Below are 17,242 nucleotides of genomic sequence, written 5' to 3' on the forward strand. Positions count from 1 at the left end.
CATCCACCACCACGTGACGAGGACGAATGCGACTTCGCGTGCTGCTGTCCCTCGTGATCTGTCTGCCTACGCTGGCCGCCTCAGCACCGCCCAGGGCACCCGCAGCGGACCTTCTCGACGTCGTCCTCGACTACGTGGCCGAGATCCCCCGAGCAGACACCGACGCCATGACGCTGCCCACCGAAGCGGAGGGCGAACGCTTCATCGCTGGACTCACAGCCGTCAGTCGTGGGGATCATGAGCAGGCGATGCGACTGTTGGAGCCACTCTCCTACACCCTCACGACGCTCACTGACTCCGTCACCGGCCGGCAGTCGTGGGTCGTCTCGGAGTCACAGGACGATGACGGCAACTGGCCGCATGGCTGGGGCCTCTACGTGTTTGCTGCCGAGTCCGGCAACCAGCTCGTCGTCGAGGTCTCGCACCCCCTGTTCGACGTGAACACTCCCCAGATCGGGGTCGAAGCGTTTCGGCGCGGCGACGCACAGGTGCTACTCATGGCAGGCACGCATCGCTACTCCAACAGCGACGGCTCCAGCGACGTTGCCCACGAGGCGGGGACGATGTTCGCCCGAGTCCACCGCGCCGTCGTCACCTCGCGCCAGTCGGTCGTCCAGTTCCACGGCTTCGACGACCCCGACTCCCAGGAGTTCGGCGACATCGTCGTCTCCGCGGGCGAACCCACTCCAGACGAACAGATCGACCCGGTGACGGAGGCTCTGGAAGACGCCGGCTTTGATGTCTGTCAGTACGATGGCGACCAGTGCGAGGGCCTAGGAGGCACGGAGAACGTCCAGGGTGAGTGGTGTCGCGAGGTGGACGCCCGGTTCCTCCATGTCGAGATGAGCCGCGAGGTGCGCGACGACGCCGATCGACGTTCGATGGTGGCCCGGATCGTGGCCGAGGAACTCACGGGTTAGCGGCGCTACGCCTCGGGGTGCCCGGACCAAGGCGCCCTCACCTCAAGCGGTCCGCCACCTGCTGGGCTGCGGCGATGACCCGCGGCGCGACGACCGACTCGTCGATGGCACCGTCGAGGGTCACGATCCCGACGCTCGCGCGCAACCCCTCCAGACCCCGCACCGGGGCCGCGAGCCCGTGGGCGCCCGACTGGAGCTCACCGCTCGTGACGGCGTACGCCGAAGCGTCGGCCTGGTCCAGGAGGCCGATCGCCTTCCCCGCAGCTCCCGCGGCAAGCGGATGCCGCGAACCGATCCGGTAGGCCACGTGGAAGTCGGTCCACGTCGGCTCGACCACCGCCAGGGCGAGCGCCTCGTCGCCGTCGGCGACGGTGAGGTGCGCCGTGGACCCGATGGCCTCGGCCAGCGACCGCAGCACCGGGACGGCCAGCTCCCGCAGGAGAGGTTGGACGGCCGAGGCGAGATGGAGCACACCCAGTCCGACGAACAGCCGACCGCGCACATCGCGACGGATGAGGGCATGGCCCTCGAGGGTGCTGATCAGCCGATAGACCACCGTCCGGTTGACCTCCATCCGGGTCGAGAGCTCGGTGATGGTCAGCCCTTCAGGAGACTCCGCAAGCACGCGCAACACCCGCAGGCCCCGGTCGAGCGTCTGGGAGGTCTCAGCAGCCATGTCTCCAATCTAGTGACAACTTCCTCACCACGGCCCCCATCACACCCTTGAGTGCTTCCTGCACCGGGGCCCCCAGACGGGGTTGCCCGCACGAGACGATCAGAGGAGAACCATGCATCGCCATCTCAGCCGTTCGTTTGCCGCCACCGGGGCCACGGCCCTGCTCGCCACAGCACTTCTCACCGCCCCAGGCGCACAGTCCGCCGCCGCCACGACCTGCCAGGGCAAGACCGTGACCATCGACGGCACCGGTCAGCCGACCGTCACGGGCACGCCCGGCAACGACGTCATCGTCGTCAGCCAGGGCTCGACCGTCACTGCGCTGGCCGGGGACGACACCATCTGCGTGGTGCCGGGCACGGCCACCCCCGCCCCCACCCCTGCCGCCGCCACGACGATCGATGCCGGGGACGGCAACGATTCGGTCGAGAGCGGAGTCGCCGGGCAACCCAACCCCGACAAGATCACCCTCGGCGCCGGTGACGACACCCTCATCTTCCACGGCGTTCAGACCCCCGCCGGCTCGGCCGACTTCGGCGAGGGGAACAACACCTTGGTCGACAGCGACGGAGGCGTGGTCGCGATCAACGCCACCACGAAGGTCCTCGATCGCAACGGCGTCGTCGCCCTGCGCTGGCAGGGCAACGTCACGACCTATGTCGTCGAGTCGACGGCGACATCGGTCGCGTTCACCGGCACGAGCGCCAACGAGACCTTCGTCCTGCGCGACCCGGCCACCGGCGCCACACCGACCACGGTCGCCGTCGACATGGCTGGTGGTGACGACACCATCACCATCCGCTCCAACGTCCTCGACGGGTCCACCTGGAACGGCGGCGACGGCACCGACCTGTTCCAGGTCGCCTTCGACTACACAGCGCTGCTCCTGGACCTCCGGAGCGGCCAGTTCGAGACCGGAGCCGCTGATGTGACGGCCGACCAGCGGGTCAGCAACTTCGAGAACGTCGACGCCGTGACTGCCACGGTCACCGTCAAGGGCAGCGACCCCGCCAACGTCATCAACCTGCAGGGCTGCACGATGACGGCCGCGAGTCGAGCAGGAGCCGACACCATCAACAGCGGCGTGGACATCGCAGACGCTCCGACGCTGACGTGCACCGGCTCCAAGATGGTCGCCCGGGGTGGCAAGGATGCCGACACCATCAACGGCACTGTCGGTGGCGACCGACTGTTCGGCAACAAGGGCGAGGACGTCATCAGCGCGGAGGGCGGCGACGACGTCATCTTCGGCGGCGACGACGCCGACCGCATCCAGGGCAACGGCGGGGACGACAGGGTCCGCGGCAGCAAGGGTGACGACGAGCTCGCCGGCAACTTCGGCAAGGACCGTGTCCAGGGCGACCAGGACGACGACCGCCTGCTCGCGCACGCCGGCAACGACGTGCTGGTCGGCGGCCTGGGCTTCGACCGCGCCAACGGCGGCAAGGGCATCGACAAGTGCAGCGCCGTCGAACGCAGCAGCAAGTGCGAACGCTGAGCCTCGAACGCTGAGCCTCGTTCGCTGAGCCTCGTTCGCTGAGCCTCGGGCTCTGGCCCTCGTCAGGCCCTCAATCGGCCGTCGTCCGCACCCGCGGGCGGCGGCCGATCTGTCGACCGTGCTGGATCGTCCCCCGCAGGGCGCCGAGGATCCAGCACGGTCGGCTCGAACCCGACGTCCCGCTGAATCAGGACGTCTTCTTGATCGCCCACTCGCGGACGCGGTTGATGCGCGCGTGCAGCTGCTCCGCAGAAGCCACGGCCGCGGCGGGCCCGCCACACTCCTTGCGGAGGGCGGCGTGCGTGATGCCGTGGGCCTGCCCCGTGCGGTGGTGCCAGGCCGCGACCAGCCCGTTGAGCTCGCGCCGGAGCACAGCGAGCTGCTCGTGCGTGGTCAGCTCGGCCACCGTGTCGGGTTCGCGAGCGGCCTTCTGCTTCTTCGCCCGCTCGCTCGTGCGCGAGTGCAGGAGCTCTCGCACCTGATCGGGCTCGAGCAGCCCGGGGATGCCGAGGAAGTCCATCTCCTCCTCCGAACCGGCGTGCACCTCGCCCGAGTGGCCGAACTCGCCACCGTCGTAGAGCACCCGGTCGAACGACGCAGTCGAGCCCAGGGCCTCGAAGGACATCTCCAGCTCACTGGAGGCCGACTCCCCCGCCTGCGCCGCCGCGAGCAGCTCGTTCTCGGCGGCGAAGATGTCGTCCTCGTTCGTGACCTTGCGCCCGAGGACGTGGTCGCGCTCGACCTCCATCTCGGAGGCGTAGCCGAGCAGGTGGGGCACCGACGGCAGGAACACCGACGCCGTCTCGCCCCGCGAGCGGGCACGGACGAAACGTCCGACCGCTTGGGCGAAATACAGCTGGGTGCCGGTGGTCGTGGCCCACACACCGACAGCGAGGCGCGGCACATCGACACCTTCGGAGACCATGCGGACCGCGACCATCCACCGCTTCTCCGACTCGGCGAACTGACCGATCTTCTTCGACGCGCCCTTCTCGTCCGAGAGCACCACCACGGGAGCCTCGCCGCTGATCTTGCGCAGCAGCGCGGCATAGGCGCGGGCCGAGTCCTGGTCGCTGGCGATGACGAGGCCGCCGGCGTCGGGCATGTGGCGGCGTACCTCGGAGAGCCTCTTGTCGGCAGCGGCCAGCACGGCCGGGATCCACGACCCTGCCGGGTCGAGCGCGGTGCGCAGGGCCTGCGCGTGCATGTCCTTGGTGAGCGGCTCGCCGAGTCGCGCCGCGACCTCGTCCCCGGCCCGGGTGCGCCAGGTCATCTCGCCGGAGTAGGCCATGAACAGCACCGGCCGGACGACATGGTCGGCCAGCGCGTGGGCGTAGCCGTAGGTGAAGTCGGCCGCCGAGCGCGGGATGCCGTCGTCACCTGGGGCGTAGGTGACGAACGGGATCGGGTTGATGTCGGAGCGGAAGGGCGTGCCGGTCAGTGCCAGCCGGCGGGTGGCGGGCTGGAACGCCTCGCGGATCCCTTCACCCCACGACATCGCGTCGCCGGCGTGGTGGATCTCGTCGAGGATGACGAGGGTCTTGAAGCGCTCGGTGCGGATGCGCATGGCCAGCGGGTTGACCGCCACCCCGGCATAGGTCACCGCGATGCCGACGTAGTCCTGGGAGGTCTTGCCCGAACCGGCGCTGTAGGTCGGGTCGAGCGGGATGCCGGCACGCGCGGCCGCCTCGGCCCACTGGGTCTTGAGGTGCTCGGTGGGCGCGACGACCGTGATCCGGTCGATGATCCGCCTGCCGAGGAGCTCTGCTGCCACCGACAGGGCGAAGGTGGTCTTGCCGGCCCCGGGCGTCGCCACCGTCAGGAAGTCGCGCGGAGAGGTGGCGGCGTACTGGTCCATCGCTGTCTGCTGCCAGGCGCGCAGCAGGGGCGCAGTCCCCCAGGCCGCGCGGTCGGGCCAGGCGGGCGAGAGGTGTACGGCGTCAGGCCGCCCCGTCACGCGTCGGGACCCTGATCGCCTGAACCGCCGGGCTTGATCGACTCCCAGATCTCCTTGCACTCCGGGCAGACCGGGAACTTCTCCGGCGCTCGGGACGGCACCCAGACCTTCCCGCAGAGAGCGATCACGGGAGTGCCCATCACCATCGCCTCGGTCAGCTTGTCCTTGGGGACGTAGTGGCTGAACCGCTCGTGGTCGCCATCGTCGGTCGGCTGGGTGCGACGGTCTTCGATCGTCTGCGCGCCGGGCGAGAATCCGATGGTGCTCATGGGCACTGAGTTTAGGTCAACCGACGCCACTAGTTCAGGTCGGGATCAAGAGGCCGTGTCGTGTGCCAGGCGAGCTGACCGGGTTGGCGGCGCAGCACGTCACGCCACAGGTCGGAGGTGTCGGAGCGGAAGGCATCGACCGGTTCGGCCGTCACGGCATACCAGCTCCCTTCGGCGATCTCGGCGCGCAGCTGCTGCGCGTCCCACCCTGCGTAGCCGGCGTAGACACGCAGTCCGCTGAGGGTGCCGTCCAGCAGCTCGACGGGGGTGTCGAGGTCGACCATCCCCAGCCGCCCCAGGATCGGCCGGAACCCGACGGGCTCATGCTCGGCGTCGCGCAGCAGGGCCACGGCCAGGGCGCCATCAGGAGACACCGGGCCGCCGCGGAAGAGCACCTCGGGTTCGACGCACAACGAGCCCCAGGGCTCCAGCACCTCGGTCACCGGCACGGGCGAGGGACGGTTGAGCACGACACCCAGCGCGCCCTCTTCGGAGACGTCGAGCAGCAGCACGACGGAGTCGGCGAAGTTGGGATCGACCAGCTCAGCCGTGGCGAGCAGGAGCATGCCCGGTGCCACCTCGGTCTCGCTTCTCATGCTCCACTATCTCTCAGTCGAGGCATCCGCGAGGGCCTATGCCGATGACGGCGGGCGGATCGTGAGCCGCTGCTCGACTCCCTGTCACGTTAACCGCCGCATGGGTGGTCCCCCCACCTCCCGAGGGAGGAACAGGCATGACCGACGACCCCCGCCCGACGCATCAGGGAGGGAGGTCGCGGTCGGGAGCAACCGCGTGCGTCGGTGGGGGCCGCCTGCTGGGGGGGCCGCCTGCTGGGCCTTCCTGGAGAGTCCGTCAGGCAGCGGTGAGGACGGCCCTGATCCGCTCGACCAGGGTCGACGGCGCCGGCCGGGTCAGCGTCCGGGCTGCCGGGGCGTGCCTGGTGCGGGCGCGCTGGGCGATCTCCGCGCCGACACGGGCGCTCGGGGCATCGCTGGCGCTGCTCCGACCGGCCATCACCGCGAGCAGGTGGTGCTCCTTGCCCGTGGAGACCTCCATCGCGGCGGCCATCTCGTCGTCGACGGGCTCGGCGCGGTAGTGGTCGATGATGGCCAAGATGCCGGGGAGCTCGCTGGCCGTCGAGTGCCAGGCGGCGATCACGGCTGCCTCCAGATCCATCGGCTGAGACATGAGCTCGCGCTCGATGCGGCCGGCGAGACGTGTGTGCCACCGCAGCTGCAGGGCTCCGAGCAGGGTGTGCTCGTCTCCGAACGTCTCGGCAACACCGTTGACGTCCATGGGCAGGCAGCCGTCCTGTCGGGCGTCTGCTTCGGCGATCACGGTGCGGAGGATCTCTCCGCGCCGGTGATGGGAGTTCCAGGTCATGGGCACCTCCTTCGGTGGTACATACTCTCGGTACGTACTCACGGTATGTCACTCGGCATCGCCACACCAGCGACGGCGGCCGTGACCGTGCCCACACACCGCACACCGGCCCTAGACTCGGTGCATGAGCAAGTCGTCGGCCGGCCGGTTGATGCCGAACGTGCCGGTGCCGAAGGTGACCGGCCGGCGGGCGCCGTACTCCGGCTCCACCAAGCGAGCCCTGGTCGACGTGGCCGAGCAGCTGTTCACCGAGCAGGGCTACGCCGCCACCTCTCTCGACCAGATCGTGGCCGGGGCACGCGTCACCAAGGGCGCCCTCTACCACCACTTCTCCGGCAAGCAGGCGCTCTTCGAAGCGGTGTTCCAGCGGGTGGAGGGGGCTGCCGGGACGACGATCGAGAAGGCACTGAAGGGCCAGCGAGACCCGTGGCTCAAGGCGCAGGCCGGCCTCCAAGTGTTCCTCGAGGTCGTCCAACAGCCCGCCTACCGGCGCCTGGTGATCCAGGACGGACCCTCGGTGCTGGGCTACGAGCGGTTCCGGGAGCACGAGGAGCGATCCACGTTCGCGAGCGTCACCGAGATCGTCCGGGCCGTCCTGAATGCCGGCACCTGGGAGCTGGGCGAGGAGATGCTCAACACCTTCACCCGCATCTTCTTCGGGGCGATGTCGTCGGCCGGCGAGTCGGTCGCCACGAGCGACGACCCGGCGGCAGCCGCGCTGCGGGTCGAGGCCGCGACCGGGTTCATCCTCGCCGGTCTCCAGTCGCTGGTCGACGCGGGAGTGGAGCCTCCCGACCCTGCAGACGCCGAGACGGCGTAGGTGCCGGGAGTCGCCTGCCTACTTCGCCCAGGTGACGTTGCCGGTGCCCTGCGGCACGAGCTCGATCCAGATGCGCCCGGCCGGCACGGTGAGGGCGCCCTTGTCGGTGGACAGCTTGATGGCGCCGTTCAGCCCGTCCTTGCTCCACGTGCCCTGGACGACCTTGCCGGCGTGGAAGAGCTGGGCCGGGCCGGTGCCCTCGAACATCGTCTCCGGCACGGGGTAGCCCGAGGGGTCGCGGTAGCCCGCGTCGCCGATGCGGACCCGCAGGACCAGCACGCTGGTCGCGGGGAACGCATCACCCTGGGCGGCGTAGGAGTTGGTGTTGACGTACTTGCCCCCCTGGAAGGCCCAGGTGGTGGTGTGACCACCGAACCCTGCCGAGATGTTGCGCGCGGGCTTCTTGCCTGGGTAGTCGGCAGGGGTGCCGAACTCCAGATAGGGCTCTGGGGCGTCGCCGCCCTTGATGCCCTTCGCGATCACGTTGGGGTTGGAGAAGAGGTTGTACGGCGCAGAGCGCCCGTTGTCGCGGTAGATGCCCTTGGCGCCCTCGGTGACGAAGGGGATGCCGGCCTTCTTGACCCGGGCAAGCGTGACGGCTGCCGCGCCGCTCGTGATGACGTGCGCGCCGGTCGGCACGATCCCGATGTCGCTGGCCCGCATGGACCGGACCGGCCCGACGACCGGGGGCACGTCGGAGTAGTAGAACGCGGCGAGCCGGGTCATCCCGCCCTCGACGAGCTCCTCGACGACCATGTCGGCCGAGCCGAGCCCGATCTGCGGAGAGCTCGAGGACGTGTTGTCGACCTTGGTGACCAGCACCGGGTGCGAGGGCAACTCACCCTTGACCTCGAGACCCGTGAGCGGCCACAGGGCGGGCGGTTCAGGCGTCTCCGTGGCCTCGTCGCCGGTCTCCTCGGAGGACGATGACGGGCTGGCTTCCGGGGACTTCTCGTCGCCGCCGCAGGCAGCCAGGCCGGTCAAGAGGGCGCTGGCCGCGAGGGCGGCCACGATGCGTCGTAGGCGGGGGTGCACGACGTGCTCCGATCTGAGAGGGCGGGGAAGCTCGGGACCATTCTCGCCGCACAGCCGGGGGCCGCGTGGCAGGCTCGCCCAGAATGTGGCCCCGGTCACTGAAGTTCGACGAGCGCCGCGCGCACAGGCACGGCGCTCGCCGACTGGTGGTCAGCGGAGCGTGCCGCCGAACCAGCTGTCCGTCCACGGCGCGATGACCTGCACTCGCTTGCCGGAGCCCGGAGCGTCCAGCATCATGGCCCGGCCGCGCTCCCAGCGCAGGAAGATCGCCGCGTGGTAGACGGCGCCACCGGCGTGGAAGAACATCAGGTCGCCGGGCCGCATGTCCTGCTTGGCGACACGCCGGGTGTAGGCAGCCTGTGCGCCGGACGTCCGCGGGACGTCGAACCCGGCCTGGCGATAGCTGAAGTAGATCAAGCCGGAGCAGTCGAAGGCGTTGGGACCGACCCCACCCCAGGAGTAGGGATCGCCCATCTGGGCGAGCGCAGTCTGCTTGGCGGAGGTGATCCGCGACTCGAACCTCTGGGCTGCACTCTGCTGACGGGCGGCCTGGCGCTCGTCGTACTTCGTGACCTGGCTCTGGGTCATCGCGACGGCACCACCAGAGCGGGAGTCGTCCCCCTGCTCGACGGCGTGGGCAGGAGCGACGGCCAGGGTGGTGGCGGTGACTCCGAGGGTGACGAGCGTGAGGGCACAAGAGCGCACAAGACGTCGTACGGGCATGGCAGATTCCTTTCCCACGCCTGTGAGGTGAGCTGTCGGGTTGGAGCTGGAAGGTGCTCCGTCACCTCGCGGTGACTTCACCCCGAGCCGTCCGCCCAGGCGCTTCGTGCGCGCGTGCGGCCGGCAGTGAGACCTGTGGGTCCCCCACTCCTGCCCGATCTGCAAAGACTCGGGGGTGCCCACCCCGGGCGGGCAGGACTCGGCGTTACCCGGGGTAGGTGTGTCTGTTGACGAACTCCCTGCGCACTCGGGGCGCAGGGGCTGTCGACGACGTTAGGCAGCAGCTGGGTGAAAATCCAACCGCTTGGACGAACTGTGGAGCTCCTGTGGCCCCCTTGGGCGTGGATTCAGTCGCAGACGTGAGGAGCGTCTCGTCTGGTGGGCTACCTCAGCCGAGCTTCGCGCCGCCGTCGACATAGAGCGTCTGGCCGGTGATGTAGGAGGACTCGTCGCTGCAGAGGAAGGCGGCCGCGGCGGCGATGTCTTCTGGGAAGCCCACGCGCCGGACCGGGTTGGACGCAGCGGCGGCGGCCCGGAAGTCCTCCACGCTCATCCCGACCCGAGCGGCCGTCGCGTCGGTCATCTCGGTGGCGATGAACCCCGGCCCGATCGCGTTGGCGTTGATGCCGAAGGGGCCCAGCTCGATGCCCAGGGTCCGGGTGAAGCCCTGGATGCCCATCTTGGCCGCGGAGTAGTTGGCCTGGCCCCGGTTGCCGAGGGCGGAGACACTGGAGAGGTTGAGGATCTTGCCGTACCTCTGCTCGACGAAGTGCTTCTGCGCGGCCTTGGTCATGTTGAACGGGCCCTTGAGGTGCACCGCCATGACCAGGTCCCAGTCGTCCTCGGACATCTTGAAGAGCAGGTTGTCCCGGGTGATCCCGGCGTTGTTGACGAGGATGTGGATCCCCCCGAGGCCGTCCACCACCTGCTGGATCGCCGACTCGGCGGCAGCGGAGTCGGACACGTCGCAGCCGATCCCGATCGCCGTGGCGCCGGCGGTGAGCTCGATCTTCTCCGCCGCCTGCTGGGCGTCCGCCTCGTTGAGGTCGACGATGGCGACCGACGCACCCTCGCTGGCGAAGCGCTGCGCCGTACCGAATCCGATGCCGCGTGCAGCTCCGGTGATGACCGCGACGCGAGCGTCGAAGCGACCCATGATGACTCCTCAGGACTTGGGAACTGGTCGGCGTCGACCCTAGTACCCAGTGCTCAGGAGGTCGGCCCGGTGTCCTCCAGTACGCCGCGGAGCCGGTCGGCGTAGTCCGCCGCCTCGCCGGCGGAGTACTTGGTCCGGGGCCAGAAGAACCCCCGCAGTCCGTCGCCCTTGGTCCGGGGCACGACGTGGAGGTGGAGGTGCGGCACGGACTGGCTCACCGTGTTGTTCATCGCTACGAACGAGCCCTGGGCGCCCAGGGCGTCCTTGACCGCCACGGCGAGATCCTGCGCTGCCGCCAGGAACCCGTCGCGCAGCGACGCCGGCAGGTCCGGCAGGGTCTCGACGTGCTTGCGGGGCACGAGCAGCACGTGGCCCTTGAAGACCGGTCGGGTGTCGAGGAAGGCCACGAAGTCGTCGCGGGCAAGCACCACGTCCGCCTCCACCCTGCCCGAGACGATCCCGCAGAACACGCAGTCGACCATGTCGGGGAGGGTAGCGCTGACACTTGCACCCCTCGGGGTGAGGTGGCACCCTCGTTGGCGGCCGTCCCCCGGCGGTCTCCCCCCACACCGGAAGCCACCTTCTTGCGTTCCTTGACCGTTGCCCTCGCAGCAACCCTCTCTGCCCTGTCCGCCACTCTGCAGGCCCCTTCCGCCCAGGCCTCCGCCGACCTCGACTACGAAGCGCAGGCCGTCGCCACCACGAACCTCCACCGGACCCTCAACGGCCTGGCGCCACTACGGCCGAGCGCGTGCCTGGGTCGCTTCGCGCAGCGCCACGCCCAGCGAATGGCCGATCAGCGACGGATGTTCCATCGAGACCTCGCCCCGATCCTGCGTCGTTGTGACCTGTCCAGCGTCGGCGAGAACGTCGCCTACGGCTACAGCGACTCGCGCGCGGTGGTCAGCGACGGCTGGATGCTCTCGGCGGGTCACCGCAAGAACATCCTCGAGGCGCGGTTCCGGCTCGTGGCGGTCCGCGCCGTGCAGTCCGGCAACGGTCGCTGGTACACCGCGCAGGTCCTGGGCGCCCGCTGATCGACCTCCGTCGTCAGGACGTGAGCAGTCCGACCACCTTCCGCGCGGCCCCGACGCTGGACGCCGGGTTCTGACCGGTCACCAACGTGTCGTCCACGACCACGAAGGGCGCCCACGCTTCTCCCGAGGAGAAGGTCGCGCCCGCCTCGCGCAGGCGGGACTCCAGCAGCCAGGGCGCCTTGTCGGCGAGCCCGGCCTGCTCCTCCTCGGCGTCGGTGAAGGCGGTCAGGTTGCGTCCGGCGAACAGCCAGGAGCCGTCTGCCCGCTTGGCCGGCAGGAGACCGGCCGGGCCGTGACAGACCGAAGAGACGACCTTGCCGTCATCGAGCATGGTCACGAGGATGCGACCGAGATCGTCGCTGACGGCGAGGTCCTCCATCGGGCCGTGCCCGCCGGGAACGAAGACGGCGTCGTAGGAGCTGACGTCGACATCGGCGAGGACCAGCGTCGACTCGAGCCGGCCCGCGAGGGCGTCGAGCGCCTTGCGCTGCTTCGCCGACTCCTCCTCACCGATGGTGTCCGGGGCAAGGCTGCCCTCGTCCACGACGGGCGTCTTGCCACCGGGGCTGGCGATGTCGGCGTCGATCCCGGCGTCGGAAAAGACCTGCATCGGGGACAGCAGCTCTTCGGCCCAGAACCCGGTCGGGTGCAAGGTCTCGTCAGTGAGAGTCCAGTGGTCGGAACCGGTCAGGACGATCAGGATCTTCGGCACGAAGCACTCCTCGGGTCATCGGCGTGAGCGCCGTTCGGCGCTCCTGGACGACGGTACCCATCAGGTGGTCGGCTCAGAATCGAAGCCTTACGCCCATGGGAGGCGCCCAGCCGCCCGGTCGCTGACGCCAGGGCCGAGGAGACATCCCGGCGAGGCATGAGACCCGCTGCCTCTGGTACGCAGGGTTTCGGGGGCCGCTGATCAGCTGCATTTCGGCTGACCCGAACCGTGCCTCGACCGACACGACTGGCAGCATGCGGCTCGTGGACATCACCGACGATCTCGCCCCGACCGGCACCCTGCGTGCGTCCATCAACCTCGGCAACCCTGTCCTGGCCCAGGGACCACCCGACGCTCCCGCCGGCGTCACCGTCGACATCGCCCGTGAGCTCGGTTCCCGGCTCGGTGTCCCCGTCGAGCTGCTCTGCTTCGAAGCCGCGCGTGAATCGTTCGAGGCGATCGGGGCGGGGAAGGCCGACATCTGTTTCCTTGCAGTGGACCCTGCCCGCGAGAAGTCGGTCTCGTTCAGCGCGCCGTACGCCATCATCGAGGGAGTCTTCGCAGTCCCGGACGACTCGGTCCTCACCTCGGGAGCAGATGTCGACCGACCCGGCGTCCGGGTCGGAGTCAAGGAAGGGTCCGCCTACGACCTGTTCCTCACTCGGACCCTGGAGCATGCGCGGGTGGTCCGTGGCAGCGAAGGCACCTCGGTGTTCACCGAGCACCAGCTCGAGGTCGCCGCCGGCATCAGGGCGCCGATCGCCGACTTCGCGGCCACTCACCCTGGCCATCGACTTCTCGAACCCCGTTTCATGGAGATCCAACAGGCGGTCGGCACCCCCCGCGGCCGGAGCGCAGAGACGGTCGCTTTCCTGCACGCCTTCGTCGAGGAGCTGAAGGCCGACGGGTTCATCACCAGCGCCCTCGATCGCTCCGGTCGGAGCGACGCAGCCGTCGCTCCACCCGCCTGACACGGACCTGCTACCACCGGCATCCGGCTACGCAGTTGCCACATTTCGATATCGCCGTTCGGGACGTCCCGCGCCGTACTGCAGCCGGACCTGCGCCTCCCCGGTCGTCACGAAGTGCTCGAGGTAGCGGCGCGCGCTCACCCGCGAAAGACCGAGTCGCTCACCCGCCTCGGCGGCCGAGAGCTCGACTCCACCGGCCAGGGCGTCAAGGACCAGCTGCCCGGTCTCGGAGCTGAGCCCCTTGGGCAACGACGTAGGCGGTCGAGGTGCCTGGCGGGTTGTGCCGAAGAACCGGTCGATGGTGTCCTGGTCGGTCGAGCCGGGCGCCAGCTCCTGCATGGCCGCCGCGACCTGGGCCAGGCGGGCGGCGAGGTCGTCGTAGGTGAAGGGCTTGACGAGGTACTGCATCGCCCCGCCGTGCAGCGCCCTTCGGACGGTGTCGGCGTCGCGCTCGGCGGTCACCATCACCACTCCGGTCCTGGAGCCGTCGGCGCGAAGCCGGGCCAGCACCTCCAGACCACTGATGTCGGGAAGGTGCACGTCAAGCAGAACCAGGTCGGGGTGCAGCTGATCGACAAGTGCCAGCGCCTCTGCCCCGGTGCGGGCGCTGCCGACGACCTCGAAGCCGTCGGTCTGCGCGACGAACCGCTGATGGATGCTGGCCACCATGAAGTCGTCGTCCACGACGAGCACGCTGATCACAGGGGCCTCCTGGAGGAGTAGGGCAGCCGCACGGAGAACACCGCGCCCTTCCCTTGGTGAACCTCGATGCTCCCACCTCGCTGCGCGCAGATGAGCTGCACCAGCGGCAGTCCTATACCGCGGCCGCCCAGCACGTCGGGCTTGGTGGAGAAGCCCCGGACGAAGATCGCCTCGCGGAGCTCCTCGGGGACGCCTGGACCGTTGTCGGCAACCTCGACATGGAGATGGGAGTGGCCTGCCTGGAGCGAGACGATCACCTCGGCGCCTTCCATTCCGCGGCAGGCGTCCACGGCGTTGTCGATCAGGTTGCCCAGCACGGTCGTCAGGTCGGCGGCATCGCCCGGCGCCAGCACAGGCAGCACCGAGTCCTCGCTCAGCTCCAGGCGCACGCCGTGCTCATCGGCCACGCTCGACTTGGCCAGCACCAGTGCCGCCACCGCCAGGTCTTTGACCCGTGCAGTCACGAAGTCCGATGTCTCGGCCCGGCGGCGGGCAAGGTTGCCTACCAGCGAGCGCAGCTCGGAATACTCCTCGAGCTGGACAAGGCCCGAGATGATGTGGAGGTGGTTGCTGAACTCGTGGGTCTGGGCACGCAGCGTGTCAGTGATGGAGAGGTTGGAGGAGAGCTGGCTCTGGAGCGAGACCAGCTCGGTGCGGTCGCGCATGGTGGTCACGGTGCCGATCCCTCGGCCTCGGCTCGAGGCTGCGCGCCGGTTGAAGACGAGCACGCGGTCTGCGACCACGGCCACGGCGTCCTCGTCCACCGCGGCGGAGCCGTCGAGCAGCGAGACCACCTCATGGGCCAGCCCCAACCCTGCCGCCGGCTTCCCGAGGGCGTCGGGCTCGAGGCCGAGCAGCCGTAGTGCGGCATCGTTGACCATCGTGATACGCCCGTCGGTGCCGACGGCGAGCACGCCCTCTCGGATGCTGTGCAGCAGCGCCTCACGGTGATCGGCAAGCCGCGAGATCTCAGAGACGCCGAGGCCACGGGTCCGCCGCCTGACCACGCGCGAGACGACGTACGTGCCGAGCACTCCTAGCAGGGTGCCCACGCCGAGGAAGACAGCGAGGTCAGCCGCGCTGTCGGTCAGCCGCTGCCACACCGTGGGGTAGTTCTGCTCGACCAGCACCAACCCGACCAAGTCCCCCTCGCTGCTGTCCTCGTCGGAGAGGACGGGGGCGTACGCGGCCACGACCGTTCGGCCGTCGACCTCGCGCAGTCCGGACCAGCCGCGACCTCCTTGGACGCCGCTGCCATCGAGGTCGGCCTGAGTGCCCACTCGCTGCGGGTCAGAGCTGACCAACACCTCGCCGTCCGGTGCGGTGATGTCGATCTCGCTGGCGCTGGAGAGGCTCAGGGCAGACTCAATGGCCGGCGCGAGCTGAGTGACGGTGTCGCGCGCGGCCACTCCCGTTGACTGGTCGGCGACCTCCTCCAGCTTGGTGCGGACCTGCGAGGAGTTGGCGACGTATTCGGCCACCGAGCGCACCTGCGCCCCGGCCTGCTGCTCGAAGGTCACGCCCGACTGCCGGAGGGAGATGACGGCGACCAGGGCCAGCACCCCGAGGACCACCGCCAGCTGAAGCACGAGCACCTGCCCCGCCAGGCTCGGGTCGCGGCGCCGACCGGTAGGTGACGGAGACCACAATGACCACAACCTCCATTGCTTCCGCAAGCGTGACCGGCGCCACACCCGCGGGACATGATCCCACGGAACTCACCGAGGAGGTGCCCCAGGATGACCATCACCCTGAAACCCCGCCGCACGCGGACCACCCGACGTGGCCTGCGCGCCGCCCTAGCCACCGTGAGCGTCGTCTCGCTGGTGGCACTCACCGCATGCGGTGTCACCTCTGACGGTGGTGAAGCAGGCGGCGACCTGTCCGACCAGCGTCTCCGCATGATGATCCCGAACGCCGCCGGCGGTGGGTACGACCTCACCGGCCGCGCGGCCGTCAAGGTCATGGAGGACGAGGGCCTGGCCGACCGCTTCGAGGTCAGCAACGTCGAGGGAGCCAGTGGCACCGTCGCCATGCAGCGCCTCCTCAACGAGGAGGGCTCGGACGACCTGTTGATGACCATGGGCCTCGGCGTCATCGGCGCCGTCTACACCAACCAGTCCGACGCGACCGTCGACAAGGCCATACCGATCGCCCGCCTGATCGAGGAGCAGGAGGCCATCATCGTCCCCGCCGACTCCCCCTTCACCACGGTCAACGACTTCGTCGAGGCCTGGAAGGCCGACCCCGACAGCGTCATCATCGGCGGCGGCTCGGCTCCTGGCGGCCCCGACCATCTCTTTCCGATGCAGCTCGCCGACGCGGTCGGTATCACCCCCAAGGACGTCGCCTATGTGGAGTACGACGGCGGCGGGCCCCTGACCACCGCACTGCTGGGCTCCAAGATCGACGTCGGCATGTCCGGCCTCGGTGAGTTCGCGGGCCAGATCGAGGACGGCTCGCTCCGGGTCCTGGCCGTCTCGGGCGCCGAGCGGCTCGACACCACCGACGCCCCCACCCTCACCGAGGAGGGCATCGATCTGGTGTTCACCAACTGGCGCGGTGTGCTGGCCCCTCCCGGAGTCGACGACGCCACTGTGGATGCCTACATCGCCGCCTTCGAGGAGATGCACGACACCCAGGCCTGGAAGGACGTGCTGGAGGAGAACGGCTGGAGCGACAACTTCGCAACTGGCGACGAGTTCGACACGTTCCTCACCGAGCAGAACGACCGGGTCCGCACCACGCTCACCGACCTTGGTCTGGCCTAGCACCGAATTGCTGATGGTGAGTTCGGGCGGCCCGCTGCGGGCCGCCCGAACTCACCCGGCCGACCGAGGAGGTCCCCGCCATGCCCGAACTGACCCAGCAGATGCCTGACACGACGCCTCCCGCGCGACCCGTCGTCGACTCCGCGCAATACGGCATGGCGGCGTTCCTCGCCGTGGCCGGCGCCTCCATCGCGTACAACGGCACCCAGATGCGCAGCAGCGCGTCGAAGGACTTCCTTCCGCCGTCCACCTTCGCCTATGTCGTCGGTGCGGCCCTGCTGGTCCTGTCAGTGTTGCTCGCAGTTGCCACCGCCCGCGGTGACACCCCTGACGCCGAGGATGGCGAGGACGTCGACCTCGCTGGCGGCAGCGACGTGCGCACGCTGGTGCTGCTCGTTGCCGTGCTGTCCGTCAACGTGTTCCTCATCGAGCCCCTCGGCTGGCCCGTCACCGGCGCCATTCTCTTCACCGGCGCCGCGTGGGTGCTCGGGAGCCGCCACTGGGTGCGCGACATCGCCATCGGCGTCGCGCTCTCCTTCGGCACCTTCTACGCCTTCTACCTCGGCCTGGGCGTCCCACTGCCGGCCGGCATCCTGAATGGAGTCCTGTGAC

19 protein-coding genes and 1 riboswitch are annotated in these 17,242 nt (G+C 69.3%); of the genes, 7 read left to right on the top strand and 12 right to left on the bottom strand.

All coding sequences use genetic code 11. The features are described 5' to 3' along the window. The first annotated feature begins 26 nt into the window (after nucleotides 1-26). On the top strand, nucleotides 27-920 hold the full coding sequence (locus VNJ48_RS17245; protein ID WP_325604331.1) for a hypothetical protein: 894 nt from the start codon (nucleotides 27-29) through the stop codon (nucleotides 918-920). A 37-nt stretch (nucleotides 921-957) separates the two neighbouring features. On the opposite strand, the gene VNJ48_RS17250 is transcribed toward VNJ48_RS17245, so the two are convergent. Then, complete coding sequence (locus VNJ48_RS17250) at nucleotides 958-1,596, bottom strand: IclR family transcriptional regulator (protein ID WP_325604333.1); 639 nt, start codon at nucleotides 1,594-1,596, stop codon at nucleotides 958-960. Nucleotides 1,597-1,708: 112 nt separating this feature from the next. On the opposite strand from VNJ48_RS17250, the gene VNJ48_RS17255 reads away from it, so the two are divergent. Then, entirely contained in the window at nucleotides 1,709-3,094 is a 1,386-nt protein-coding gene (locus tag VNJ48_RS17255; RefSeq protein WP_325604335.1) for a calcium-binding protein, read from the top strand. Nucleotides 3,095-3,281: 187 nt separating this feature from the next. Here the strand turns inward: VNJ48_RS17255 and VNJ48_RS17260 are convergent, their stop codons facing one another. The 4 genes from VNJ48_RS17260 to VNJ48_RS17275 form a co-directional block, all read right to left on the bottom strand. Next, entirely contained in the window at nucleotides 3,282-5,051 is a 1,770-nt protein-coding gene (locus VNJ48_RS17260; RefSeq protein WP_325604337.1) for a DEAD/DEAH box helicase, read from the bottom strand. Beyond that, nucleotides 5,048-5,320, bottom strand: a complete 273-nt coding sequence (locus tag VNJ48_RS17265; protein WP_297737640.1) for a DUF3039 domain-containing protein — start codon at nucleotides 5,318-5,320, stop codon at nucleotides 5,048-5,050. Before VNJ48_RS17265 ends, VNJ48_RS17260 begins: the two co-directional genes overlap by 4 nt. Nucleotides 5,321-5,349: 29 nt before the next feature. Further along, complete coding sequence (locus VNJ48_RS17270; protein ID WP_325604341.1) at nucleotides 5,350-5,916, bottom strand: YqgE/AlgH family protein; 567 nt, start codon at nucleotides 5,914-5,916, stop codon at nucleotides 5,350-5,352. Nucleotides 5,917-6,172: 256 nt separating this feature from the next. Continuing rightward, nucleotides 6,173-6,703 (bottom strand): hypothetical protein, encoded by a 531-nt coding sequence (locus VNJ48_RS17275; protein WP_325604343.1) that lies wholly within the window; start codon nucleotides 6,701-6,703, stop codon nucleotides 6,173-6,175. 124 nt (nucleotides 6,704-6,827) lie between these two features. On the opposite strand from VNJ48_RS17275, the gene VNJ48_RS17280 reads away from it, so the two are divergent. Further along, a complete protein-coding gene (locus VNJ48_RS17280; protein ID WP_325604345.1) occupies nucleotides 6,828-7,523 on the top strand; it encodes a TetR/AcrR family transcriptional regulator in 696 nt (231 codons plus the stop codon). 18 nt (nucleotides 7,524-7,541) lie between these two features. Here VNJ48_RS17280 and VNJ48_RS17285 read toward each other — a convergent pair whose 3' ends face one another. From VNJ48_RS17285 to VNJ48_RS17300, 4 genes are all read right to left on the bottom strand, one after another. Next, on the bottom strand, nucleotides 7,542-8,558 hold the full coding sequence (locus tag VNJ48_RS17285) for a DUF3048 domain-containing protein (protein WP_325604347.1): 1,017 nt from the start codon (nucleotides 8,556-8,558) through the stop codon (nucleotides 7,542-7,544). Nucleotides 8,559-8,708: 150 nt separating this feature from the next. Continuing rightward, the gene (locus VNJ48_RS17290) at nucleotides 8,709-9,281 is read right to left on the bottom strand and encodes a C40 family peptidase (protein WP_325604349.1); all 573 of its coding nucleotides are present in this window, start codon (nucleotides 9,279-9,281) and stop codon (nucleotides 8,709-8,711) included. 2 nt (nucleotides 9,282-9,283) lie between these two features. Further along, nucleotides 9,284-9,466, bottom strand: a riboswitch (cyclic di-AMP (ydaO/yuaA leader). Between the two features lie 203 nt (nucleotides 9,467-9,669). Then, nucleotides 9,670-10,437, bottom strand: a complete 768-nt coding sequence (locus tag VNJ48_RS17295) for a 3-oxoacyl-ACP reductase FabG (protein WP_325604351.1) — start codon at nucleotides 10,435-10,437, stop codon at nucleotides 9,670-9,672. A 53-nt stretch (nucleotides 10,438-10,490) separates the two neighbouring features. Then, nucleotides 10,491-10,919 carry an HIT family protein gene (locus VNJ48_RS17300; protein WP_325604353.1) on the bottom strand — a complete coding sequence of 143 codons (429 nt, stop codon included), beginning with the start codon at nucleotides 10,917-10,919 and terminating at the stop codon, nucleotides 10,491-10,493. A 111-nt stretch (nucleotides 10,920-11,030) separates the two neighbouring features. Between VNJ48_RS17300 and VNJ48_RS17305 the strand changes: the two genes are divergently transcribed. Continuing rightward, the gene (locus VNJ48_RS17305; RefSeq protein WP_325604355.1) at nucleotides 11,031-11,474 is read left to right on the top strand and encodes a CAP domain-containing protein; all 444 of its coding nucleotides are present in this window, start codon (nucleotides 11,031-11,033) and stop codon (nucleotides 11,472-11,474) included. Nucleotides 11,475-11,487: 13 nt separating this feature from the next. On the opposite strand, the gene VNJ48_RS17310 is transcribed toward VNJ48_RS17305, so the two are convergent. After that, complete coding sequence (locus VNJ48_RS17310) at nucleotides 11,488-12,186, bottom strand: type 1 glutamine amidotransferase domain-containing protein (RefSeq protein WP_325604357.1); 699 nt, start codon at nucleotides 12,184-12,186, stop codon at nucleotides 11,488-11,490. 254 nt (nucleotides 12,187-12,440) lie between these two features. Here VNJ48_RS17310 and VNJ48_RS17315 point away from each other — a divergent pair, with 254 nt between their 5' ends. Further along, nucleotides 12,441-13,157 carry a transporter substrate-binding domain-containing protein gene (locus VNJ48_RS17315; protein ID WP_325604359.1) on the top strand — a complete coding sequence of 239 codons (717 nt, stop codon included), beginning with the start codon at nucleotides 12,441-12,443 and terminating at the stop codon, nucleotides 13,155-13,157. 27 nt (nucleotides 13,158-13,184) lie between these two features. Here the strand turns inward: VNJ48_RS17315 and VNJ48_RS17320 are convergent, their stop codons facing one another. Together VNJ48_RS17320 and VNJ48_RS17325 are read right to left on the bottom strand one after the other, a co-directional pair. Beyond that, nucleotides 13,185-13,859, bottom strand: a complete 675-nt coding sequence (locus VNJ48_RS17320) for a response regulator (protein WP_325604361.1) — start codon at nucleotides 13,857-13,859, stop codon at nucleotides 13,185-13,187. Continuing rightward, on the bottom strand, nucleotides 13,856-15,448 hold the full coding sequence (locus tag VNJ48_RS17325; RefSeq protein ID WP_325604363.1) for a sensor histidine kinase: 1,593 nt from the start codon (nucleotides 15,446-15,448) through the stop codon (nucleotides 13,856-13,858). Before VNJ48_RS17325 ends, VNJ48_RS17320 begins: the two co-directional genes overlap by 4 nt. A 150-nt stretch (nucleotides 15,449-15,598) precedes the next feature. On the opposite strand from VNJ48_RS17325, the gene VNJ48_RS17330 reads away from it, so the two are divergent. Next, the gene (locus tag VNJ48_RS17330) at nucleotides 15,599-16,630 is read left to right on the top strand and encodes a Bug family tripartite tricarboxylate transporter substrate binding protein (RefSeq protein ID WP_325604365.1); all 1,032 of its coding nucleotides are present in this window, start codon (nucleotides 15,599-15,601) and stop codon (nucleotides 16,628-16,630) included. A gap of 80 nt (nucleotides 16,631-16,710) precedes the next feature. Then, a complete protein-coding gene (locus VNJ48_RS17335; RefSeq protein ID WP_325604368.1) occupies nucleotides 16,711-17,241 on the top strand; it encodes a tripartite tricarboxylate transporter TctB family protein in 531 nt (176 codons plus the stop codon). Nucleotide 17,242: the final 1 nt, after the last annotated feature.

The sequence above is a fragment of the Nocardioides sp. genome (assembly GCF_035576065.1).
In the GTDB taxonomy this organism is placed as follows: Bacteria; Actinomycetota; Actinomycetes; order Propionibacteriales; family Nocardioidaceae; genus Nocardioides.